The 22,302-nt window shown below is 71.4% G+C and carries 19 protein-coding genes; 9 read left to right on the top strand and 10 right to left on the bottom strand.

What is annotated here, in order from left to right:
- Positions 1-43: 43 nt before the first annotated feature.
- Positions 44-1,453: a hypothetical protein gene (locus tag AB0L65_RS02850; protein ID WP_364239699.1), complete on the bottom strand. Its 1,410-nt coding sequence runs from the start codon at positions 1,451-1,453 to the stop codon at positions 44-46.
- Between the two features lie 183 nt (positions 1,454-1,636).
- Entirely contained in the window at positions 1,637-2,206 is a 570-nt protein-coding gene (locus tag AB0L65_RS02845; RefSeq protein ID WP_364239697.1) for a YbhB/YbcL family Raf kinase inhibitor-like protein, read from the bottom strand.
- A gap of 709 nt (positions 2,207-2,915) precedes the next feature.
- Between AB0L65_RS02845 and AB0L65_RS02840 the strand changes: the two genes are divergently transcribed.
- Both AB0L65_RS02840 and AB0L65_RS02835 read left to right on the top strand, forming a co-directional pair.
- The gene (locus tag AB0L65_RS02840) at positions 2,916-3,437 is read left to right on the top strand and encodes a PH domain-containing protein (RefSeq protein ID WP_364239695.1); all 522 of its coding nucleotides are present in this window, start codon (positions 2,916-2,918) and stop codon (positions 3,435-3,437) included.
- Positions 3,438-3,655: 218 nt separating this feature from the next.
- Positions 3,656-5,122, top strand: coding sequence for a PH domain-containing protein (locus AB0L65_RS02835; RefSeq protein WP_364239694.1), 1,467 nt, complete (start codon positions 3,656-3,658; stop codon positions 5,120-5,122).
- A gap of 194 nt (positions 5,123-5,316) precedes the next feature.
- Here the strand turns inward: AB0L65_RS02835 and sepH are convergent, their stop codons facing one another.
- The 5 genes from sepH to AB0L65_RS02810 form a co-directional block, all read right to left on the bottom strand.
- Positions 5,317-8,163 carry a septation protein SepH gene (sepH, locus tag AB0L65_RS02830; protein WP_364239693.1) on the bottom strand — a complete coding sequence of 949 codons (2,847 nt, stop codon included), beginning with the start codon at positions 8,161-8,163 and terminating at the stop codon, positions 5,317-5,319.
- A gap of 160 nt (positions 8,164-8,323) precedes the next feature.
- Positions 8,324-9,268, bottom strand: coding sequence for a S8 family serine peptidase (locus AB0L65_RS02825; RefSeq protein ID WP_364239691.1), 945 nt, complete (start codon positions 9,266-9,268; stop codon positions 8,324-8,326).
- Between the two features lie 79 nt (positions 9,269-9,347).
- Entirely contained in the window at positions 9,348-10,625 is a 1,278-nt protein-coding gene (locus AB0L65_RS02820) for a D-arabinono-1,4-lactone oxidase (RefSeq protein ID WP_364239689.1), read from the bottom strand.
- 43 nt (positions 10,626-10,668) lie between these two features.
- Positions 10,669-11,394: a polysaccharide deacetylase family protein gene (locus AB0L65_RS02815; protein ID WP_364239688.1), complete on the bottom strand. Its 726-nt coding sequence runs from the start codon at positions 11,392-11,394 to the stop codon at positions 10,669-10,671.
- Between the two features lie 54 nt (positions 11,395-11,448).
- Complete coding sequence (locus tag AB0L65_RS02810; protein ID WP_364239686.1) at positions 11,449-12,651, bottom strand: MFS transporter; 1,203 nt, start codon at positions 12,649-12,651, stop codon at positions 11,449-11,451.
- Between the two features lie 93 nt (positions 12,652-12,744).
- Between AB0L65_RS02810 and AB0L65_RS02805 the strand changes: the two genes are divergently transcribed.
- Positions 12,745-13,914 carry a lytic transglycosylase domain-containing protein gene (locus AB0L65_RS02805; RefSeq protein ID WP_350722903.1) on the top strand — a complete coding sequence of 390 codons (1,170 nt, stop codon included), beginning with the start codon at positions 12,745-12,747 and terminating at the stop codon, positions 13,912-13,914.
- On the opposite strand, the gene AB0L65_RS02800 is transcribed toward AB0L65_RS02805, so the two are convergent.
- Positions 13,905-14,855, bottom strand: coding sequence for a ferrochelatase (locus tag AB0L65_RS02800; protein WP_364239684.1), 951 nt, complete (start codon positions 14,853-14,855; stop codon positions 13,905-13,907). The two genes, AB0L65_RS02805 and AB0L65_RS02800, sit on opposite strands and share 10 nt — an antisense overlap.
- Positions 14,856-14,969: 114 nt before the next feature.
- On the opposite strand from AB0L65_RS02800, the gene AB0L65_RS02795 reads away from it, so the two are divergent.
- Together AB0L65_RS02795 and AB0L65_RS02790 are read left to right on the top strand one after the other, a co-directional pair.
- Positions 14,970-16,946, top strand: coding sequence for a S9 family peptidase (locus AB0L65_RS02795; RefSeq protein ID WP_364239683.1), 1,977 nt, complete (start codon positions 14,970-14,972; stop codon positions 16,944-16,946).
- Positions 16,946-17,734 (top strand): inositol monophosphatase family protein, encoded by a 789-nt coding sequence (locus AB0L65_RS02790; protein ID WP_364239682.1) that lies wholly within the window; start codon positions 16,946-16,948, stop codon positions 17,732-17,734. Before AB0L65_RS02795 ends, AB0L65_RS02790 begins: the two co-directional genes overlap by 1 nt.
- 46 nt (positions 17,735-17,780) lie before the next feature.
- Here the strand turns inward: AB0L65_RS02790 and AB0L65_RS02785 are convergent, their stop codons facing one another.
- Complete coding sequence (locus AB0L65_RS02785; RefSeq protein WP_165959788.1) at positions 17,781-17,945, bottom strand: hypothetical protein; 165 nt, start codon at positions 17,943-17,945, stop codon at positions 17,781-17,783.
- A 235-nt stretch (positions 17,946-18,180) separates the two neighbouring features.
- On the opposite strand from AB0L65_RS02785, the gene AB0L65_RS02780 reads away from it, so the two are divergent.
- From AB0L65_RS02780 to AB0L65_RS02765, 4 genes are all read left to right on the top strand, one after another.
- On the top strand, positions 18,181-18,834 hold the full coding sequence (locus AB0L65_RS02780) for a response regulator transcription factor (protein ID WP_350722895.1): 654 nt from the start codon (positions 18,181-18,183) through the stop codon (positions 18,832-18,834).
- Positions 18,835-18,886: 52 nt separating this feature from the next.
- On the top strand, positions 18,887-20,194 hold the full coding sequence (locus tag AB0L65_RS02775) for a HAMP domain-containing sensor histidine kinase (protein WP_364239726.1): 1,308 nt from the start codon (positions 18,887-18,889) through the stop codon (positions 20,192-20,194).
- Between the two features lie 320 nt (positions 20,195-20,514).
- Complete coding sequence (locus tag AB0L65_RS02770; protein ID WP_020542847.1) at positions 20,515-20,814, top strand: DUF4193 domain-containing protein; 300 nt, start codon at positions 20,515-20,517, stop codon at positions 20,812-20,814.
- Positions 20,815-20,893: 79 nt separating this feature from the next.
- Positions 20,894-21,715 carry a hypothetical protein gene (locus AB0L65_RS02765; protein WP_364239680.1) on the top strand — a complete coding sequence of 274 codons (822 nt, stop codon included), beginning with the start codon at positions 20,894-20,896 and terminating at the stop codon, positions 21,713-21,715.
- On the opposite strand, the gene AB0L65_RS02760 is transcribed toward AB0L65_RS02765, so the two are convergent.
- Positions 21,704-22,300, bottom strand: coding sequence for a TetR/AcrR family transcriptional regulator (locus tag AB0L65_RS02760; RefSeq protein ID WP_364239678.1), 597 nt, complete (start codon positions 22,298-22,300; stop codon positions 21,704-21,706). The two genes, AB0L65_RS02765 and AB0L65_RS02760, sit on opposite strands and share 12 nt — an antisense overlap.
- Between the last annotated feature and the right edge of the window lie 2 nt (positions 22,301-22,302).

Raw genomic sequence — 22,302 nt, 5'->3', positions numbered from 1 at the left:
GGGGTGTCTCACGCTGGTTTTACCCATTAATGGGCGCGTGCGTTCACCGGTAGTAGTCGTGCGGGTGTTCCTGGTCGGACCCGCGACGGTGGTTGCCGCCGTCGTTGCCGTTCTGGGAGCCGTACGTCGGCCACGAGGTCGCGCTCGACGGCGGCTCCGGCCAGGCGGCGGCCGGGGCGGTGGTGATGTCGCCCGTCTCGTACGCGAACGGCGCGCCCTGCGGTGTCGGGGGTACCGGAGTCGACGTGGACAGCACGTCGTCGTAGGCCGAGACCGCCCTGCCGGGCACGGTCGGGGTGCCGGTGGCGGGGGAGGGGCCGGTGAGCGGGTCGGTGTCGTCGGCCACGGCCCAACCGGAGCGCACCTCGTACGAGGCGGGGTAGGAGGAGCGCGCGGCGGGCTGCTCGAACGCCGGCCAGGACGTGCCCGAGCCGTAACCGGCGGCGGGGGTGGGGTCGTCGAGGATGTCGGGCTGCGCGGGCCAGGAGCCGGACGAGGAGGGCGTCGCGGGCGGGTTGGTCCAGGTGGTCTCGGCCGCGTTGTTGTAGACGGGGAACGGGTCGCTCGTGGGCGCGCCGTGGATGGGGGCCGGCTGGGCGGGGAAGGAGCCGCTCGAGGAGGGGGTGGCGGGGTAGGCGCCGCTCCCGCCGGGCTGGCTCACGGGGCTGGCCGGGAAGGTGCCGTTGGCGGCGGGGGCCGCCGGGAAGGAGCCGGTGCCGCTCCTGGGCGAGTTGTTGGACGACAGGGAGTCGGGGCGGGGGGAGGGGACCGGCTTGGCGCCCGCGCCCAGGATGCTCATCACGTCGGCCGTCGGGGCCGCGAACGTCACCGTACGCTGGTCGGCCATCTCCGACTGGGACGGAGCGGGGCGCTTGGCGGGCTCCACCAGGTCGGCGAGGTTGGCCGCGGCGGGGGTCGGCTGGCGCTGCGGCAGGGGGGCCTGGACGGTGGTCGCGTCGGGGTCGACGGCGGCGGCAGCGGGCCGCGGCTTCGCGGTGCGCTCCTGGCGCTTGGGGGCCGCGGGGCGCTCGGCGGGCTTCTCACGCTCGACCGGACGGGAGGAGGCCTTCCTGGCCGCCACGGTGCCACCCGCGCCGAAGCCGCCCTCTTCCGCGTCGCTGCGGATGTTGGCCCAGAACTCCTCGTCGTCGTCATCCGTGCTCGGGTTGCCCCACTCGTCGACGCCGCGCCTGCCACGCTGACCGGTACGCACCGGTTTGGGCTCGCGCTCGCCGATGGGGCTGAAATCAGGGCTGAAATTGGCCATGCGAGGCTCGTGCGCCGCGAACTCGTCAGTGGAGCGCGCGTGCGTCATCTCCTCTTTCTCGGCCATCTCCTTCAGCCGTTCCGGAGGGAGAGAGCTCTCCCTCCGGCTCATGGAACGCATGCCCAGTGCCACGACGACGAGCACGAGGAGCACGACAGCGACCAAGCTCACTACGACCGCGATCATTGCACCACCCTCAAAGCCATGGCCTCCCTTCGGCGCTGGTGAGATCGCGCGGCCATCGACGCGACCTGCCCCCTTTGATCACCAGTGCCTAACGATTGGATCTGATTGTGTCGGACCACTATGAGCGTTGTCACACCCTACGTGAAGAATAGGTACACCGGACTACCTGCTGTGATCGCTCTCTCACTGGATGTCGACCGCTGTGAGCCGACCCCGGGCGATCGTCTTGTCCGCGATCTCCTTCAGGATGTCGGGGAGCTCGTCACCCTGCTTGAGGTCGACCCGTCCGTTCAACGTGTAGACGGTGAAGCGATAGCTGCCCGGGCTTGTGCAAGGCGGCTCATAGCCCTCCTTGCCGCCGGTGACCTTCGCCTGGCCGGACCCCTCGGGCGGGTCCGCCGCGGCGTTGGGCCCCAGCTCGGTCGTGGTCGCCGGGATGTTGTAGAGCACCCAGTTGACGGCTGAATCGGACGGTGTGTGGGAGTCGACCACGATCGCGATCGACTTCGCCTCGGACTGCGGTTGGCTCGACCAGCGCAGCGGAGGACTGCCCTCGCCACCCCGGCAGGAGTATTCGGCGGGGAGCGGCTTGCCCTCCCCCAACTCCGGGCTCGAGACGTTGATCTCCGCGATGTCCTTGGCCTGAGATCTGCCGATGAAGCTGCCGCAACCGGCCAACGCGAACGCCGCAGTCACCGCCGTCACACTGACGGCGATGCGCCGCATGCGTGTTGCCGCGTTACACAGCCCCATGCCGGACGATGCTACGCGGCTCTCGGCGGTGCGCAGACCGTTTCTCGATGGTCGGTGCTCGGTAAAGGATCCGAAACGGGTCAGAATCGCGGGATCCGTGGAGTGAGGTTGGCCACAGGAGTGGCCTGCGTGTCTGTTGGGGGACCGGAATCGGGTCGCGCCTCGGGACCCGGCCTGGCCTGCTGGTTCGATGCGGTGGGACGGGAGTGGGGTCATGCGCCCGGATCCGACAAAACGGACAGTGTTTTCGGTCGCGGTGATGTCGCAAAAACCAGATGCGCCGGATCGGTCCGTAGATGTAGGAGCTCGTGGTGATTCGGGCGGCTCTGGTGGCCCGAATCGGGCGGTGGTGGTTCGCGGGGTGAGGGATGCCGGCGCGACGGCCGGCGGTGGTTCGGCGGGCGCGGCCGAGACGGTCGGTGGTGACTCGGCGGGTGCGGGAGTCACGGCCGGCGGTGGTTCGTGCGGGTGACGGCGGCTGCCACGTTGCGTGAGGCGCTTGCGCGGTGGTGCGGTCATGCGCTGGCCGAGCCTGGTTGGCACGTACGTGGCGCCGCCGACGTGGCCAAGCTCGACAGCCTGCGGCCGGCCGCCACCGAGCATGGCACCGGGGCGGAGGGGCGCGACGGCCGACACGCCGAGGATCTCGGTCGATCTTTGGCGGCTCGCGGGCTGATCGCCTTGCCTCCGCGCGCCCTAAGCTGGCCTTGTGACGTCAACTGGCCCACTGCGCGATCCGGCGAACCGCGTCTCGCCGAAAGCCGTCCGCCTGTGGCTGCTCGAATCGCTGGTCGCCTTCGTGTTCTTCCTCGGCGGCTCGCTTCTGGTGGCGCGGTGGGTGGGCGGGAGCGGCTGGTCGTGGGTGCCCGGCTGGTTCGCGGACAACTCCTGGCTGCTGCCTGCCGCGGTCGTGCTGCTGACGGCGCCGTTCCTGGTGGCCGAGCCGTTCGTACGGTACGCCGTGCACCGCTGGGAGCTCTCAGGGGACGTCGTCTACGCCAGGTCGGGGTTCTTGGCCAGGGAGTGGGTGTTCGTGCCTGTGAGCCGCATCCAGACGGTCGACAAGGGGCAAGGGTGGATGGAGCGGCTGCTCGGGCTGGCCACGCTTGAGATCCGTACCGCGTCCCACGCCGGGTCCTCGACGATCAAGGGTCTTGACTACGCGGTGGCGGCCGGGCTCGCCGAGCAGCTCGCGCACCGCGCCGAGGCGCTCAGGGACGACGCGACATGACCGACCCCCACCACCCGCAAGGCGACCCGCCTCCTCAGCCAGATCCTCCGCCTCTGAGCGATCCGCGTCCCCTTGCCGGTCCTCCGCAGCCGTACCCCCGGGACGGCGCTTCGCCCTGGGCCGCGCACCCGGGAGGCGGCGATGGGAGCGGGCAGGCGCCCGAGCCGTGGGGCGGTCCGCCCGGCCCGATGGGAGGGCCGTCGGGTCCTCCGGTCCGGGTGCCGCTGCGATTGAGCCCCAAGGTGCTGCTCATCGATCCCGTACGCATGCTGCCCTCCCTCCTCCTGCCCCTCGTCGGCGTGCTGTTCGTGGGCGGGTTCTCGGCCCACTCGTACGTATGGGCGGCCCTGGGCGTGGCGGGCACCGTGGTGTTCGCGATCATCAGGTGGGCCACCTTCAGCTACGAGATCGTCGGCGATCGGCTGGAGACCAAGCGGTCGTTGATCAGCCGTTCCGTCCGTGCCATCCCGCTTGAGCGGATCCGCGGCGTCGACGTGTCCACGCCGCCCCTGCACCGCCTGCTCGGCCTGACCGTGCTCAAGATCGACACCGGGGCCAGCGGCGGCGACGAGGAGGCCGAGCTCGACGGGGTCACGCCGGAGGAGGCCGACCGCCTCAAGTCGGTGCTGCTGCGGCGCGCGCCCCGGCCCGAGGCGCAGGTGTCCGAGGCGGCGGTCCCGCACGAGCGGGTGATCATCGGGGTGCCGCGGAAGTGGCTGCTGTACGGGCCGCTGTCCGGCGCGTACCTGCTCACCCCCTTCGCCCTCGCGGGCGGCGCCGTGGGCCTGGCGTTCCAGTGGGGCGACGACCTGGGCCTCGACCAGGACGCCGCCTGGAGCGCCGGTGAATGGGTCTGGGACCATCCCTACCTGCTGGTGGCCGTGGCGGTGCTGCTCGTGCTGGCGATGCCGGTCGTGGGCGGGCTGATGTACGCGGTCTTCAACTGGGACTTCAAGCTCAAGCACCGCGACGGCTACCTGGTCGCCGAACGAGGGCTGATCAACCGGCGCAGCGTGTCGCTGGAGTCCGCCCGGGTACGCGGCTACGAGATCGTGGACGGGCTCGCCGAACGCTGGGCCGGGGTCGTACGGGCCTGGGCCATCGTCACGGGGCTCGGCGACTCCGAGACGCGCGGGCAACTCCTGCCCGACGTGCCCCGGGCCGTGGCGTACCAGGTGACCGCGGAGGCCATCGGCCCCCACCAGGCCGAACTCCGCCGCCACCCGCCCGTGGCGCGCAACCGCCGCCTGTTCCGCGCCGTCTTCCCGTGGGCCGTGCCGGCGGTGGCGAGCGCCGTGGGGATCTGGGCGACGGGGATCGTCCTCTGGTGGGTCCTGCTGGTGCTCGCGCTGCTGCTGGCCGGGGCCGGGATCCCGCTCGGGCTCGACCGGTACCGGTCACTGGGACACGGCTACGACGGGGTACGCGTGGCGGTGCGGTCGGGGTCGCTGCGGCGCTCCCACGCCGTGATCGAACGCCGGGCCGTGGTGGGGTGGCGGCTGCGGCAGACGTGGTTCCAGCGGCGGGCCGGAGTGCTCACGCTGATCGCCGGGGTCGGGGCGGGCAAGGGGGGCTACTCGGCGATCGACGTGTCGGTGGCCCAGGGGGCGGCGTTTCCCGGCGAGGTGACGCCGGAGTGGCTCGCCCCCTTCCTCGAGTCCCCCAGCACACCACCCGCACCCTGACCCCCGGCGCCGCCCCCTCTCTTCTGGATGGTGGACCGGGAGGTCAGTGCCGAAGCACTGATCTCCCTTCCCTCGCGGCGGACCGGGAGGCCCCGTCCTTCGTCGCGGCCCTCGCGTCGGTGTGGTGCCGCTGAAGTCGTGGCACCGTGGCCGGGCGGTGGGCCGCCGAGGTCGGTCTCCGCGCCTGAAGCGGGTCAGTCCTGGCGGCGGGCGCCGAACATGATCTCGTCCCAGGTCGGGACCGAGGCACGGCGGCCCCGCGAACCCTTGCGCGCCTGGCGGGCCGCCGGAGCGGGCGGGGGAGACGGCACCGGCACGGGCGGCTCCTCCTTGGGCGCGTCCTTGCCGGAACGCGCCGCCGGGACCGCCGGGGCGGCCTTGGGCTCCGTGGGCTTGGGCTTGGGAGCGGGTGCCGGCGGCTTGGCCTCCTGAGCGGGCTGCTCGGGCTCGGCCGCGCTCTTGGGCTTCGGCGCAGCGGGCTGAGCCGCGGGCTCCGGCGCGGCGGCGTCGGCAGGCTCCGTCGTAGTGGTGGTTGCGGCTTCCTTCGCGGCGGCACTGGCGGGCTCCGCCGTGGCGGTGCCGGCGGCCTCCGTTGCGGCGGCCTCAGGGGCCACCTCGGGCTGCGGCTTGGCGTCCGGTATGGCCTGGGTCGCCTTCTGCTCGGGCATGGCGGCCGTCGGCTCGGCGGTGGGCGCGTCTGCCGCCGGCTTGGACGTCTCGGCCTTCACGGCGTCGGCGGCCTGGGCCTGCGTGGTGTCCCCATCGGCGGTCGCGTCGGCGGGCGCGGACACGGCCTCGGAGACCGGCGCGGGAGCGGGCTCAGGAGTGGGCTCGGCGTCGCCGGCCGACGCGACCGGCTCGCTGGCCGACGACGTGTCCGACTCGGTGGCCGAGGACGCGACCGGCTCAGGCGCCGAAGAAGTGACCGGCTCCGTGACTGGTGCCGACTCGGTGACCGTGGTCGGTTCCGCGGACGCCACCGGTGCCGCAGATGCCGTCGACTCGGTGGCTGCCGCCGACTCCGAGGCGGCCACCGGCTCGGTGACCGTGGTCGGCTCCGAGGTTGCCGCAGGCTCGGCGGCTGCGGTCGGGTCCGTGGTCGCCGTGGGCTCGGCGACCGGGGCCGGCTCCGCGGATGCTGCGGGCTCGGTGACCGTGGTCGGCTCTGCAGTAGTCGCTGGCTGGGTGGCCGACGTCGGCTCGGTGGTCGCTACGGCCTCCGCGGGTGCCACGGAGTCTGCGGACGTCTCGGGCTGCGTGGCCGCCGTCGCCTCATCGGCCACGACCGGCTCAGGGGCTGCGGTCGGCTCGGGGGTCGCGATCGGGGCCGGGGTCGTGCTCGGCTGGCTGGTCGCGGCGGAGTGGGCGTCCTGAGCGGGCTCCGTGGGCGACTCCGGTGCGGCAGGTCGCTCCACCGCAGCGGGCGTTGCGGCCTCGGGCTGCGCGGGCGACTCCACGGCGGCGCTCGCCTGGCCCTGGCCGACACGCTGGGCCTCAGCAGCGAGCTGGGCGTCAGCGCCGGGCTGGGCCTCAGCAGCGGGCTGAGCCTGGGCTGCGGGCTGGGCCTGGGGCGCGGGCTGGGACTGAGAGGCCGGCGGGTCCTGGGAGACGGGGCGCTCGGGAGCGGCCAACTGCTCCCCGGAGACGGGCCGGTCCGGAGCGGCGAGGTGCTCACCGGAGACCGGCTGGTCCGCGAGGGCGGGCCGGTCCTGGAGGGCAGGCTGGCCTGAGGTCGCGGGCCGGTCGTAGGAGGTGGGCTGGTCCGCGGCGGTTGGCCGGTCCTGGAAAGTGGGCCGGTCCTGGGAAGCGGGCTGGGCCGGAGTGGTGTGTCGGTCGTGGGTGGTGGGCTGGTGGTGGGGCTCGGTGGTGGGCCAGGGCTGGGGCGTGGGCGGTGTGGCCGCGGCGGGCTGGGACGGTGCGGGGGCCTGCGGGGCAGGGCTCTGCTCGCGCCAGGCCACAGGGCGCTCCTGGGCGGGCGGCTCCTCGACGGCGGGCGGCGGTGAGGTGCGGGAGTCCGCGGGCGTGCCGGCCGGGGCGTAGATGGAGGAGTCGGCCTCGCGCCCGGCAGGACGGCCGGAGCCGAAGTCGGGCAGCCACGGCGAAGACCCGCCGCGGCGGGACGAGGTGTCGCCGGGGCGGGCATAGCCGGTCTCGCGGGCGGGCGGCTCCGGCCGGTGGTGCTCGCCGGAGTCGGGCGTGTCGTAGGACACCTCTCTGGAGGTGTCAGGCTCACGTGGAGGCGCGCCCCGCTCGAACGGGGGCGCCGCCTCCGGAGCGCGGCCGTACGCCGTCTCCGGCGACCTGGGCGGCGGGTTGTAGCCGACCGCCGGCTCCTCCGGCTCGCGGCGCACCACCGACGGGAACGGCAGCGGGTCGGAGGCGAGCGGCGGCACCGGCTGCAGCTTGGCCACCCGCGGCGTGAACGGCGTCACCGTCGTGTCCTCCACGACGACGGGATCCGGGTCGAAGTCGGCCGACGACAGCCGCATGGCCTCGTCGTCATGGGGCGTCACGTGCCGCTTGCGCGGGTCGAACAGCCATTCGGCGTGGCGCGTGTGACCGTTCCACACGTAGCCGAGCTTGACACGCCACAGCCCGTCGTCGCGCTTGGCGGAGTCCCAGTCGATCTCGTCGGTGGGCACGCCCCGCCTGGTCAGCCGCTCGGCGACGAGGTCGCCCAGGGTGGGCCCGGGCGCCGACTCACCGGGCATCCGGACGGCCACCCGTTGCGCCTGCTGGGCGACGTACTCCCGCTCCTGCAGCACCGGACCCTCGAACCAGCGGACACGCTCGACCGGGATCCCGGCGGTCGCGGCTATCTCCTCCGCCGTCTCTCCGGCGCGGATGCGAGCCTGGATCTCCTTGGGACGCAACGGACTCTCCACTTCGATCTCGTACTGGCCGAGACGGGAGAAGTTGCCGCGGACGGCAGCACGGAGCCGGTCGTCCACGGGAAGCGTGAAGCGCGTACCTCGCCCGGCAGTAGCCAGCACGAGATAGGTGCCGTCCTCACTCACCGCGACGAGTCGGAGCTCCTGCATGCGAGTCCCTTCGTCAGCGTCGCCATTCTTCCCCCGGACCCTTGAGTCTCTCGCGTGTGCCGGTTGCCTGCCAGCACCGTACCCGGCATGTCCGAACATCGCCTTCCTGGGATACTCCCGGGACGGTGTGACGCCGGTCACATTTGTCGAATCCATCCCTCTAGAGCCCGCCGTTGTGCAAGTGGAGGTTAGAGGCCCCTGACGGATTCTGACGAATCGCGGCGCGTGGTGTCGTGCACTTGAGCCAAGAGGCCAGAACGGATGGGGCGGCGCCAGGATGGCGCTCCAGGTATTGGGCGGCGACCCCGGCCAGATACGGGGCGTGAGCGGAGAAGGCCTGAGCGCCGGGCACGGTCCGGCAGGCGCCGGAGGACGCCGCGCCGACCACGAAGACGCCCGACCGCACCAGCGACCGCGTGGCGGTGTCGAGCGCGGGGGAGTCGGACCCGTCGACGGCCAGGTTCGCGACGGAGGGGCCGTGAGCGTGCCGGCCGATCCAGTCCAGCCCGGCGAGCAGGTCGGCCAGGGTGCCGTAGCCGGCGCAGCCGAGCACCCGCACCGAGGCGATCCTCGCCTTGGGCGCCATGACGTTGACGCGCCGGGCGGCCTCGGTGCCGTGGCCCGCGCAGTCGTGCCCGGTGCCGCCCGTGGCGTCGAAGGCGCGCCAGGCCCGGTCGCCGAGCTCGGCCCGGGCCGCGTCCAGGCCGCTGTCCACGACGTACACGGTGGCGCCGGCGCCGCTGGCCCAGCGGGAGCGCGGGCGGGATCTCCCGAGCGCCATGGGGCGGATCTCGCGGTCGGGCTCGACCGCGAGCACCCGCGGGTCCGACCGGAGCTCGGCCAGCTCGGCGGCGGTGAGGAAGGTGGCGAAGCCGGGCAGTGCGGCGGTGTAATAGCGCCGCACCCGCCACCGCACCTCGCCGACGAGATCGCGGGCGGCGCCGCGGCTGCGTGCCGTGACGATGAAGGGCCGGGTCGGCTCGGTGGGGGCGGGCCGCAGGGCGAGTCCTGACGCGGGCGTCATGGCGAGAGGAACGGCGGTCGTGGCGGCGGTGGCCACGGCCGCGGCGAGGTACACGGAGGGCAGGCCGAGTCGTCGGGGCACGAGTTACGAGGATGCCCGCCACGCGGCCCGCGCGGATCCCAGGACACGTTTTCGAGCAAGCTCTTTACCTAACGATGCGTTAGCCGAGCACTAGATCCAGGTACTCATTGCCGAATAGGCGACCCGGGTCGAGCCGGTCACGCAGGGCCGTGAAGTCCGCGAAGCGGGGATAGACCTTGTTCAGGTAGGAAGCGTCCCTGGTGTGCAGCTTGCCCCAGTGCGGCCGCCCGTCCAGCCGCGTCATGATCTCCTCCACGCCCTCGAAGTACGCGGGGTTCGGCGTCGGCCGGTAGATGTGGCACGCGATGTACGCCGACGAGCGTCCGTACGCGGTGGACAGCCACGCGTCGCTGGGCGGCGTGACCCGCACCTCCACCGGGAACGTGATCTTCCAGTCCATCCGGTCGATCAGGTCCCTGGTCTCGCGCAGCGCCTGGCCGAGGCGTTCGCGCGGCACCGCGTACTCCATCTCGAGGAAGCGCACGTCCCGCCGCGCCGTGAAGACCTTGTACGACGTGTCCACCGACTCCGAGTCGCCGAGCGCCGCCGCGCTGACGGCGTTGATCCGCGGGATCAGGTCGGGGAAGCGGCCCCCGAGCGCGCAGGCCGCGCCGAAGACGGTGTTCTCCAGGAAGACGTTGTCCAGCCAGTGCCGCAACGCGCCCGGCGGCCGGGCCGGGCCCGGGCTGCGGTTGTTGGTCTTGACCAGGCAGGCGTCGGTGTGCGGCAGCCAGAAGAAGTCGAGGTGCTCGTTCTCCGAGGTCAGCTCGTCGAGCGAGCCGAGCACCTCGCTGAGGGACAGCTTGCGCCGCCGGTTGTGCAGCAGGAACGCGGGCTCCACCCGGAGCGTCACGGCCGTCAGCACCCCGAGCGCCCCCAGCCCGACCCTGGCCGCGTCGAACAGGTCCTCGCCCGGCCCGGCCGTCGTCACCGAGCCGTCAGCCAGCACCAGCTCCAGCTCGGCGACCTGGTCGGCGAGGCCGCCGCTGTCGCGGCCGGTGCCGTGCGTGCCGGTCTGGATCGCGCCCGCGACGGTCTGCTCGGTGATGTCGCCCATGTTGGCCAGGGCCAGGCCGCGCTCGTCGAGCAGCTCGTTCAGCACGCGGAGCGGGGTGCCGGCCAGCACGGTCACGCGGTCGTCGCCCCATGACCTGATCCCGGTGAGCGCGCCGGGGCGCAGCATGACGCCGTCGATGAGGGCCACCCCCGTGAAGGAGTGGCCCGTGCCCACCATGCGGACCCGCCGCCCGGAGGCGGCGGCGTCCCGCACGGCGCGTACGACGTCCTCGACCGAGGCCGGCGTACGCACCTCGGCAGGGGTGCCCGACTGGTTACGCGCCCAATTCGCGAACGTCATGAGCACCCCTCCAGAGCATCGTTCGGTTAAACGCGAACGATACTCACTTCTCCCAGCCGGCGGGAACCGGGAAGATGTCGCCGGGCTGCAGGTTCTGCTGCTTGACGATGTCGGACACCGTCACGAGGTGGTAGCCCTTCTTCTGGAGCGACTTGACGAGGGCCGGCATCGCGTCCACGGTCTGCTTCACCCAGTCGTGCATCAGGATGATGCCGTTGGGCTGCGCGACCTCCATGGTCTTCTTCTTGATGGCCTCGACGTTCTTGCTGGACCAGTCCTCGGAGCCGGCGGTCCACAGGACCATCGGCATGCCGAACTCCGTGGCGACGTCGGCGACCTGCAGGTCGGCCAGCCCGTACGGCGGACGCAGCAGCTTGGGCTCGACGCCCGAAGCCTTCTTGACCGCGTCCTGGGTCTTCTTGATCTCGTTCCTGATGGTGCCCGCGTCGGACTTGGTGAAGTCGGGGTGGCTGTAGCTGTGGTTGCCGACCTCGTGGCCCTCGGCCACCATGCGCTTGACGAACGCGGGGCGGCTCTTGACGTACTGGCCTTCGAGGAAGAACGTCGCCTTCGCGTCGTACTTCTTCAGCGTGTCGAGGAGCGTTCCCGCGTACTTGCCGGGCCCGTCGTCGAACGTCAGCGCGAGGCACTTGACCTGCTCGCAGTCGACCGGCGCGGCCTTCTTCGGCGCCTGCGCGAAGGCGGGCGCCGGGGCCAGAGTGACGCAGACAGCCGCGATAGCTAGAAGTGAATTGATTTGTCGGGACATAGGTAATGCTTCCAATGAGATGGGTGTTGCGAGGGATGTCCCGACCGTAGCGGATCAACTCTTGGCGGGTGAAGGAGCCTCGGGAAGTCTCAGCAAACCCGAACCTCCGACGCCCACGGCCGCGGCCAGGATCGCCGCCCCCCAGGAGAAGGCGTACGCGTTGGACGCGCCGAACATCTCGGTGAGCCGCCCGCCGGCCCACGCCCCGACCGCCACGCCGAACCCGATCGACGTCGAGATCCACGCCATGCCCTCGGTGAGCAGGGACGGAGGCACCAGTCGCTCGGTGAGCGAGAAGCCCGTGATGAGCGTCGGCGAGATGGCGAATCCGGCCAGGAACAGCGCCGGCGCCATGACCCGCGCGTCACCGATGAACATGATCGGTATGAGCCCCACCACGAACAGCGCGAGCGTCCGCACGAACCGCCCGCGCAGCGAGATCTTCCAGTCCCGCGACCCGAACCACAGCCCCGACACCATCGACCCGCCCGCGAACGCCGCCAGCAGGAACCCGGAGGCGCCCTTCACGCCGTGCTCCTCGGCGAAGGCCACCGTGATCAGGTCGACCGAGCCGAACACGGCGCCCAGCGCCAGGTAGACGCACGCCAGCAGGGCGATGCCGGGGATCAGGATGGGCGTGCCCGACGCCGACCTGACCGGCTGCACGGGCGGCTGGGTGCGCCGCTGGGCCGCCAGCGCGAAGGTGCCGAGGAGCATGCAGACCAGGGCCACGACCAGCCCCGCGTACGGGTTCACGGCGGTGGCCAGCACCGTGACCAGCGCGGGCCCGGTGACGAAGATGACCTCGTCCACCACCGACTCGAAGGCGAACGCGGTGTGCAGCTTGCCCGACCCGCCGTGGATGACCGACCAGCGGGCCCGCACCATCGAGCCCAGCGACAGCGAGGTGCCGCCCACGAGCAGGCCCGAGGCGTACAGCGTCCAGTCGGGCAGCCCGAACCCGGCGCACAGCATCAGGGCGACCAGCGCGAGCGCGTTGACGACGGCGAACGGCGGTATCACCCGGCCCTGCCCGAACCTGTCCACGAGGCGGCCCGACATGGGGGCGGCCACGGCGAAGGCCAGGTTGGTCATGGCGGCGACGCCGCCGGCGGTGGCGTACGACGAGGTGAGCGCGGAGACCAGCAGCACGACCCCGATGCCGAGCATGGACATCGGCATCCGGCCGATGAATCCCGCCAGGACGAATCCCTTGACGCCGGGCCCGTCGAACAATCCCCGGTAAGGCCCGACCACGCCGTTTCCCCCTTACTTGAGCCAAGTAACCATGGCGCACCGTATGTCCGTATGGCAAGTGATTTAGCGGCCGAGTGGGTTAACGTGTCCCGAGTGTCCGGTCTTCCCTCGTTCCGCGCGGTCATCCTCATGGTCGCCGCCGTGCTCGTGGTCACGGCCGCGGCCGGCGGAGTCGTCGTGATCCTGGGCGACGACCTGGTCAAAACCGCGAACGAGCCGGTGCGCAGGAAGCCCACGCAGCGGCCGCAGCAGCCCTCGCCGCGCCTCGACCAGCTCGTGCCCACGGCCGCGCCGGTCAAGGACTTCGGCCAGGGCGGCGCCGGGGTCACCGCGACGCCGCCGCGCGTGCTGGCCATCGCCGCGGGCACGGTCCCCAAGAGCACGAGGTTCGCGCTCAGCGGGCTGAAGTACGTGCAGAAGGTGGCCGTGGTGGACGCGGGCGCGGTCAAGGTGGCCGGCACCGGCCTGAACCTGCTGGCCGTCGATCCCGCCGACTTCCGCTCCTGGACGCCGCAGCCCGTCGCCGACCAGCCCGCCGTGTGGAGCGCGCTGGCCAGGGGCGAGCTGGTGGCCGACGCGGGCGCGATGCGCAAGTTCGGGATGATCCTGGGCGGCATGTACCAGGTGGACGGCGGTCCCCGGCTGCGCGTGGCGGCCTCGGCCACGCTCGGGCTCATGGGCGTGGACGGGCTGGTGAGCGCGGACCTGGGCAGGTCGCTGGGGTTCGCGCCGGGGGTCGCGGTGCTGCTGCACGGCAAGGCCGGCAAGATCAGCGAGGCGGGGGTGCGCAAGGTGCTCGGCAAGGGCTCGCAGGTCGTCATGCTGGACGCGGCGCACCGCACACCGAAACAGCAGAAGCCCCAGACGACGGTGAACGTGGGCCGCCCGGGCAGCTACCTGGACCTGTACAAGGCGTCGGCCACCCGCTGCCCGGGGCTGTCGTGGACGGTGCTGGCGGCGATCGGGCAGGTGGAGAGCAGCCACGGCCGCAACAACGGCCCGTCCAGCGCGGGCGCGCTCGGGCCCATGCAGTTCATGCCCGCCACCTGGAAGCACTACGGCGTGGACGGCGACGGGGACGGCAAGTCCGACATCTGGAGCCCGTACGACGCGGTGCCCGGCGCCGCCAACTACCTGTGTGCCAACGGCGCCGGCCAGGGCGGCGAGAAGCTACGCAAGGCGATCTGGTTCTACAACCACTCGTGGGACTACGTGAACAAGGTCATGGGGATCGCCCAGGCCTATGCCCGTACTTACGCCTGAGGGCGTCTGCGGGGTGGGGGGCAGCACGTGAGCGCGCAGGGGACGGGCTCGGGCTCGTCCATCAGCTCGCGCACCATCTGGACGAAGCGCGGGTGCGTGCCGGCGGTCGCCGCCCGCTCCATGGGCAGCCCCAGCTCGGCGGCCACCTGCCTGGCCTCGGTGTCGAGGTCGTAGACGACCTCCATGTGGTCGGAGACGAACCCGATCGGCACCAGCACGACCGAACGGGCGTCCGTCTTGCGCAGGAAGTCGCAGACGTCCGGCTCCAGCCACGGCACCTGCGGCGGGCCGCTGCGCGACTGCCACACCAGGTCCCACGGCTGCGTGCGGCCGAGCGCCTGGCTGACCAGCTCGGCGCTCCTGCGGAGCTGCGCCTCGTACAGGCCGCCCGAGGGGCCCGCGGTCTCGGCCATGGAGACGGGGATGCTGTGGGCGGTGAACACCAGCCTGGCGTCGTCGCGGCCGAGCCGTCCGAGCGCCGCCCGCGTGTGGTCGGCCATCGCGGCCACGAACCCCGGGTGGTCGCCGAAGTGGCGCATCTTGACCAGCTCGGGGCCGTCCTCGACGGAGATCCTGGCGATGTCCTCGTAGTACTGGCGGCAGCTCGAGTAGCCCGCGAACGCCGAGGTCGCGAACACGGCCGCCTTCCTGATCCCGTCGGCCTTCATCTGGCGGACGGTGTCCTCGCCGAACGGGTGCCAGTTGCGGTTGCCCCAGTAGACGGGCACGCCGGCGATCGGGCGCAGCGCCTCGACCAGGTCGCGGTTCTGCCGGTTGATCGGGCTGACCCCGCCGAAGCCCTGGTAGTGCTCGGCCACCTCGAGCAGCCGCTCGCGCGGCACCCCCCTGCCGCGCACCACGTTCTCCAGGAACGGCAGCACGTCGTCGGGCCCCTCGGGCCCGCCGAACGACAGAACCAGCAACGCGTCGTATGTTCCCACGTGACCACAGTATTCAGGAGTGCGGGAGGTCTCTGCAGCGAGGGAAGGCAACGGCTCCCGAGCGACCGGGCACAGCCTCACGGAGTGAGGCCATGAACAGGTAGGTTCGATTGAGTGAGCGCATTCAATGACATACGCGACTACGTGGCCATCCCCCGGGTTCTCTCGCTGAAGCTCTCCCCCGACGGCTCCAGGTTGATCTCCACAGTCCAGTCACTCAACCCCGACGGCAAGTCTTACGGCACCGCGCTCTGGGCGATTCCGGTCGACGGCGAGCCCTACCGGCTGACCCGCTCGGCCAAGGGCGAGTCGGCCGCTGTCTTCACGGCCGCAGGCGACGTGCTGTTCACCTCCGCCCGCCCCGACCCCACCGTCAAGGACTCCTCCGACGAGGTGCCCGCGCTCTGGTTGCTGCCCCGCGCGGGCGGTGAGGCCCGCCAGGTGGCCACCCGCCCCGGCGGCATCGGTGCGGTGCGTACGGCCGCCGACGTCGTGGTGTTCTCCGCCGACGTGCTCGACGGCGAGGAGGCGGCCGACGAGGACAGGCGCAAGGCCCGCAAGGACGCCGGGATCAGCGCCATCCTGCACGAGGGCTACCCGATCCGCTTCTGGGACCACGACCTCGGCCCGGGCCGCACCAGGCTGTTCACCGCCAGGCTCGGCGGCGACCGCCTGGAGGACGTGCGCGAGCTGACCCCCGACGCGGGGGAGGCGCTGCGGGACGCCTCGTTCGAGCTGAGCCCGGACGGCGCCACGGTGTTCACGACCTGGCGCACGTACCTGCCGAAGGGCGAGAGCCGTACCGACCTGGTGGCCATCGACGTGGCCTCGGGCGAGCGGCGCACGGTGCTCAGCGAGGACGGCTTCGACTTCACGGGCCCGCTCGCGATCTCGCCCGACGGCTCCAAGGTGGCCTGCGCCCGCGACCGGTTCACCGGGCTGGAGGTCTCGGCGCGCAGCGAGCTGTGGATCGCCGACGTGGCCACCGGCGAGGGCGGCGCGTACGCGCCCGACCTGTTCCCCGCGGACATCGCGTGGGCGCCGGACTCCTCTGCCGTCTACATCGTGGCCGACCACCAGGGCCGCCGCCCGGTCTTCCGCGTCCCGCTGGACGGGGAGAGCACCAGGCTCACCCTGGACGACGCCGCGTACACCGGGCTCAACGTCTCCTCCGACGGCGGCTCCGTCTACGCGCTGCGCAGCGGCATCGCCCTCGCCCCCGGCCCGGCCAGGATCGACGTGGCCGGCGGCGAGATCGTCGACCTGCCCTCGCCCGGGCCGCGCCCCGAGGCGCCGGGCACGCTGACCGAGATCTCCGCCACCGCCGACGACGGCGCCACGATCCGCGGCTGGCTCGCGCTGCCCGAAGGCGCCTCGGCCGACGAGCCGGCGCCGTTCGTGCTGTGGATCCACGGCGGCCCGGTCGCCTCGTGGAACGACTGGCAGTGGCGCTGGCAGGTGTGGCTCATGACCCAGCGCGGGTACGCCGTGCTCATGCCGGACCCGTGCCTGTCCACCGGCTACGGGCAGGAGATGATCGACCGCGGCTGGGGCAACTGGGGCCCGCGCACCCAGGCCGACCTCGACGCGATCGTCGACGTGGCCCTGGCCAGGGACGACATCGACAGCGAGCGCATCGGCGCGATGGGCGGCTCGTACGGCGGCTACATGGCCAACTGGCTCGCCGGCCACAGCGACCGCTACAAGGCCATCGTCACCCACGCGTCCCTGTGGAACCTCGACCAGTTCGCCGGCACCACCGACGCCTCCATGTACTGGCAGCGCGAGTTCGGCGAGCCCGGCTCCGAGCGGTACCAGCTCCTGTCGCCGCACAACGCGCTCGACAAGATCACCACCCCGCTCCTCGTCATCCACGGCGACAAGGACTACCGCGTGCCGATCGGCGAGGGCCTGCGGCTCTGGTGGGACCTGCGGCGCAGCGAGGTCGAGTCGAAGTTCCTGTACTTCCCCGACGAGAACCACTGGATCCTCAAGCCGGGCAACATCGTCGCCTGGTACGAGACCGTCTTCGCCTTCCTCGCCCAGCACGTGCTCGGCGAGGAGTGGAAGCGTCCGGACTCGGTGGCCTGATGACGGATTTCCTGAGACTGGCCGAGGACATCGCGCGCGAGGCGGGCGACATGCTGCTCGCCAAGCGGCCCACGATGTCCGAGGAGATCGAGACCAAGTCCAGCCCCACCGACGTGGTCACCGCGCTGGACAAGGCGTCGGAGGAGCTCATCCGCGAGCGCATCCTGGCCGCCAGGCCCGGCGACAGGATCCTCGGCGAGGAGGGCGGGGAGAAGCCCGGCGATTCGGACGTGCGCTGGATCGTCGACCCGATCGACGGCACCGTCAACTTCCTGTACGGCCTGCCGGAGTGGGCGGTGTCGATCGCCGTCGAGGTGAACGGCCAGGTCGTGGCCGGGGTCGTCAACCTGCCGGCGCGCGGCGAGGTCTACACCGCGGCGCTCGGCGAGGGCGCCTGGCTCGGCGCGGAGCGGCTGCGCTGCAACACGGGCGTGCCGCTCGCGCAGGCGCTGGTGGCGACCGGGTTCGGCTACGCGGTGAGCAGGCGCGCGGTCCAGGGCCAGGTGGTCGCGGCGGTGCTGCCCCGGGTGCGGGACATCAGGCGCGGCGGCTCGTGCGCGATCGACCTGTGCTCGCTCGCGGCCGGCCGCGTGGACGCCTACTACGAGCGCGGCATCAACCCGTGGGACTACGGCGCGGCCGGCCTGGTGGCGACCGAGTCGGGGGCCAGGCTCGAAGGCCTGCACGGCAGGCCGGTGAGCCCGGAGTACGCGCTCTGCGCGGCGCCGGGGCTCTTCGAGGAGCTGCACGACCTGCTGGCGGCGCAGAACCCGGAACGGGACGCCTGAACGCGAACGGCCGGAGCCCCCGCGGGCTCCGGCCGTCCGCGCTTGGTCAGCGGGGCAACGGGATGCCGTGATCGTCGGCCAGCCTGCGCAGGTCCTCGATCTCGGCGGTGAGCGTGTCAGCGAGATATTCGTCGCCGACGCTACGGGCCTCCCGAAGGCCCTTATAAGCCTGGTCGAGGCGGTGTTCGATCGTAGTCGTGAACTCGCCCATCTCACCTACTCTCTGGGGTCCGATCCATGCTCTTGGGCGAAGCACGCCCATTGCCGGGTGATGTCCGGGCGATGGGTGTCCCGCAGGCATACCCCGGCCCGTCGCACCCCGAAACATGAATTTTGTGCTCCTCTCCCTGACCGGGGGGTCACCCACCTCTGAACATGCCTTACCGTGCGCTTATCGGGGCTGTGGACAGAATGAGTGACCAGAATCGGAGAGAGGTGCATCAGGCGTGCGGGTGCTGGTGGTTGAGGATGAGCGGGTGCTCGCCGACGCGATCGCGACCGGGCTACGGCGCGAGGCCATGGCGGTCGACGTCGCCTACGACGGGGGCGGCGCCCTCGAGCGGACCTCCTACATCGACTACGACGTGATCGTGCTGGACCGCGACCTGCCGGTGGTCCACGGCGACGAGGTGTGCCGTCGCCTGGTGGAGCAGCGGAGCGCCTCGCGGATCCTGATGCTGACCGCGTCGGGCGACGTGGACGACAAGGTGGAGGGTCTCGGTCTGGGGGCCGACGACTACCTGGCCAAGCCGTTCGTGTTCATCGAGCTGGTCGCCAGGGTGCGCGCGCTCGGCCGCCGCTCCGCGCCCGCCCTGCCGCCCGTCCTGGAGCGCGGCGGCATCCGGCTCGACCCGGGCAAGCGGCTGGTGGAGCGCGACGGCAAGGAGGTCGTGCTGACCAAGAAGGAGTTCGCGGTGCTCGAGGAGCTGATGCGGGCCGAGGGCGCCGTGGTCAGCCAGGAAGACCTGCTGGACAAGGCATGGGACGAGAACATCGATCCCTTCACGAACGTGGTCCGCGTGACCATGATGACGCTGCGGAAGAAGCTGGGCGAGCCTCAGGTGATCGAGACTGTGCCCGGGGTTGGGTACAAACTGTGAGAAAACGGCGATCCATTGAACGCCGCACGGCCGTCGCGGGGGAGGCCCCGTGATGGAGAGGTCGGAGGAGCTCCAGTCGGGGCCGACGCATCCGATGATCAGCCCGCATTCGGCGAGGAAGGCGACGCGCGTGCAGCAGGCGCCACCACCCAGCGGGCCGCCCGCCTGGGACGGCCCGCCACCGCCCGGGCAGTCGCCGGTGCAGCGCACGCCGATGGAGCGGATGAGGGAGCTGCCCGCCAAGGTCAGCATCCGGTGGCGGCTGACGCTCACGTACGGCGCGCTCGTCTTCGCGGCGGCCGCCGTGCTGCTGGGGTCGGTCTACATGATCGTCGGATCGGCGATCACCTGGGCCTGGCCGACCATCGATCTGGGACTGCCTCCCAGCGCGGACGAGCAGCTCCAGAACGCCTGGCACAACATGCAGGCGCTGGCGATCCAGCGTGCGCGGGACGCGCTGTTCGGCAACTCCCTGCTCGCGCTGATGGGCGTCGGCATCCTGGCGCTGATCATCGGCTACTTCGTGGCCGACCGGGCGCTGCGGCCGGTGGCCCAGATGACGGCGACGGCGCGCAAGCTGTCGGAGAGCACCCTGGCCCACCAGCGCATCGACCTGCAGGGCCCCAACGACGAGCTGAAGGAGCTGGCCGACACGTTCGACGCCATGCTCACCCGGCTCAACGTCGCCTTCGACACCCAGCGCAGATTCGTGGCCAACGCCTCCCACGAATTGCGAACTCCCCTCACGATTAACCGGACCGTCCTGGAGATCGCCCTGTCCGATCCCGAGGCGTCCGAGGATCTCAAAGCGCTCGGCCGTACCCTTCTCGAAGTCAACGCGCGTAACGAGAAGCTCATCGAGGGACTGCTGTTGCTGGCGAGGAGCGAGCGCGAACTCGCCGTACGCAAACCGGTCGATGTCCGCGAAGTCGCTCAGACGGCCGTGGAACAGGTGACGGCCTTCGCCGAGGAGCACGGGGTAACCGTGACGGCCGAACTGGTCAGCGCGCCTACCATAGGCGATCCGGTGCTCCTGGAGCGGTCGGTCAGCAACCTCCTGGAGAACGCGGTCAAGTACAACATTCCCGAAAACGGAAAAGTATGGATCCAGACGGGAATGGCGGACGGTGCCTTGGTTGTTCAGGTGGCCAACACAGGGCAGCATGTCCCGGCGTACGAGGTGAACAGCCTGTTCGAGCCCTTCAGGAGGCTCCACGCGGACCGCGTGGATTCGGCGAAGGGATCGGGGCTGGGGCTGTCCATCGTTCGTGCGGTGGTTCAGGCTCACGGTGGAAATGTGGCCGCGGTGCCACGTGATGGTGGAGGGCTCGTCGTGACCATTCGGCTCCCGAGACGCTGAGATCGTCTTGCTCCGGCACGTTCGTCCGTGTGTTGGTGCCCGTGTTGAGGCGTGGGGGGCGTCTCATTCACGCCGCACATGTGGTTGGATGTGCCGTCGAACACGGTGGTGCATGGCGCCAAGGCTGTGGGTTTCGCCATATTTGGCTAACCATTGCCGACGGCAGCAGGCCCTGACGTGTTGGGAGGTTCGTCGTCCGTTCCCGCGGGGTACCCATGGGAAATCTCCCCGGCGGAACGGGCACAAGATGGGCTTCCTGGACGTTAGAAGACGCGCGATGAGCGCGAGGACATATAGATGAGGGGGATGGAGTAAGCACAATGGCTACCGACTACGACAGCCCACGCAAGACAGACGACGACCTGGGGGAGGACAGCCTCCAGGAGTTGCAGGCGCGGCGCACCGACAAGTCGTCTGGCAGCATCGACATCGACGAGACCGACCTGGCCGAGTCGCTCGAACTGCCCGGTGCGGATCTGTCGAACGAAGAGCTCTCCCTGCGGGTGATCCCCCGTCAGGCCGACGAGTTCACCTGCTCGCGCTGCTTCCTGGTGCACCACCGTAGCCAGCTGGCCTCCGAGAAGAACGGCCAGCAGGTCTGCCGGGAGTGCGCCGCCTAATCGACTGGAGCGAAATGCTCGGGGTAGGGAGACGAAGCCCGACCTTGAGCGATCGCGACCATGAGGACGGAGGCAACGCGTGGCCGTACCTGAGCAGGACAAGCAACCAGACAACGAGGTCGCCGGCCCCGAACGCGAGGTCGGCGAGCTCGTAGGCAAGCTCACCGCGCCCGGCGAGCTGGAGCCGGCCGAGCGCCGCAGGCTGCTCGGCCGACTAGCCCGCGCGCTGTCCGAGGGGGCCAAGAAGGCACGCGCCACAGGCGCCGGCCGGGGCCGCTGGCTGGCGGACGTCTTTCTCAACATCGCGCCGCGCATCCCGATCAGGGACCTGCACACCCTTTCCGAGCACCATCACGGCCTGACCGGCGAGCAACTCGCCGACGACCTGGTGCGCACCGCCCAGAAGGCCACGATGACGGTCGGCGCCATCGGCGGAGCGCTCGCGGCGGCAGAGTTCGCCGCACCGCCCCTTCTGCTCTCCGCCCCCGCGCAACTCGTCGCCGAGACCATCGTCGTCGCCGCCATCGAGGTCAAGCTCCTGGCCGAGCTGCACGAGGTCTACGGCGTACGTGTCGAGGGCTCGGGCACCCAGCGCGCGGTCGCGTTCACGGCCGCATGGGCCAGACAACGTGGCATCGACCCCCTCACGCCCACGTCCGTCTCGCTGGCGCTCGGCGCGGCCACCAAGACCGCCCTGCGCAACCGCCTCCTCCGGACGCTCGGCCGCCACCTGACCACGCTCGGCCCGTTCCTCACGGGAGCCATCGCCGGCGGCGCGCTCAACCGCATCGCCACCAAGAAACTCGGCGAGGCCGTACGCAACGACCTGCGCGTCAAGCTGCCCCGCGGCGCCGAGACCCCCCAGGTCGATCCCCCGCGGCGGGACGCGTTAGACCCGTAGGCCGGTGAAGGTCATCTTGAGCAGCGCGTCGGCCAGGTCGTCCGCCGAGGCCCCGCGCGCCGGCCTGTACCACTCGGTGATCGAGTTCACCGCGCCGAACAGCAGCCGCGTCACCAGCGCCGGGTCCACGTCCGGCCGGATGCCGCCCTCCGCCGCCGCCTCCTTGACCAGGCGGCTGATGAACCTGTCGAACTCCCGCCGCCGCTCCAGCGCCGCCTGCTCGGTGCGGCTGTTGCCGCGCACCCGCAGCAGCAGCGTCACGTACGGCAGCCGGTCCACGAGGATGCGCACGCTCTGCCGTACGGCCCACTCCAGGCGGTCGATCGCCGGCCCCGAGGCGGCGCGCTCGTCGGTCACCACCGCGAACAGCCCGTCGAGCGCCCGGTCCAGCGCCCGCGCGAGCAGTTGCTCCTTGCCCGGCACGTGGTAGTAGATGGCCGACTTGGTCACGCCGAGCGCCCTGGCCAGGTCCTCCATGCTCGTCCCGTCGTAGCCCCGCTCGTTGAAGACGCCGACGGCGGTGGACAGCACGGACTCCGGGTCGTGTCCGCGCTTGCGCTGGCGGGTGGGGGTCGGAGAGGCCATGT

Origin of the sequence: Nonomuraea sp. NPDC052116, from assembly GCF_040680035.1 — a bacterium.
GTDB lineage: Bacteria > Actinomycetota > Actinomycetes > Streptosporangiales > Streptosporangiaceae > Nonomuraea > Nonomuraea angiospora_A.
This window is presented reverse-complemented; position numbering and strand designations above follow the sequence as displayed.

What these genes read in the sequence shown, in the direction of transcription:
- AB0L65_RS02850 (WP_364239699.1), bottom strand. Translation starts at nt 1,453, where the DNA reads ATGATCGCGGTCGTAGTGAGCTTGGTCGCTGTCGTGCTCCTCGTGCTC.
- AB0L65_RS02845 (WP_364239697.1), bottom strand. Translation starts at nt 2,206, where the DNA reads ATGGGGCTGTGTAACGCGGCAACACGCATGCGGCGCATCGCCGTCAGT.
- sepH (WP_364239693.1), bottom strand. Translation starts at nt 8,163, where the DNA reads ATGCAGGAGCTCCGACTCGTCGCGGTGAGTGAGGACGGCACCTATCTC.
- AB0L65_RS02820 (WP_364239689.1), bottom strand. Translation starts at nt 10,625, where the DNA reads ATGACGTTCGCGAATTGGGCGCGTAACCAGTCGGGCACCCCTGCCGAG.
- AB0L65_RS02815 (WP_364239688.1), bottom strand. Translation starts at nt 11,394, where the DNA reads ATGTCCCGACAAATCAATTCACTTCTAGCTATCGCGGCTGTCTGCGTC.
- AB0L65_RS02790 (WP_364239682.1), top strand. Translation starts at nt 16,946, where the DNA reads ATGACGGATTTCCTGAGACTGGCCGAGGACATCGCGCGCGAGGCGGGC.
- AB0L65_RS02785 (WP_165959788.1), bottom strand. Translation starts at nt 17,945, where the DNA reads ATGGGCGAGTTCACGACTACGATCGAACACCGCCTCGACCAGGCTTAT.
- AB0L65_RS02775 (WP_364239726.1), top strand. Translation starts at nt 18,887, where the DNA reads ATGGAGAGGTCGGAGGAGCTCCAGTCGGGGCCGACGCATCCGATGATC.
- AB0L65_RS02770 (WP_020542847.1), top strand. Translation starts at nt 20,515, where the DNA reads ATGGCTACCGACTACGACAGCCCACGCAAGACAGACGACGACCTGGGG.
- AB0L65_RS02760 (WP_364239678.1), bottom strand. Translation starts at nt 22,300, where the DNA reads ATGGCCTCTCCGACCCCCACCCGCCAGCGCAAGCGCGGACACGACCCG.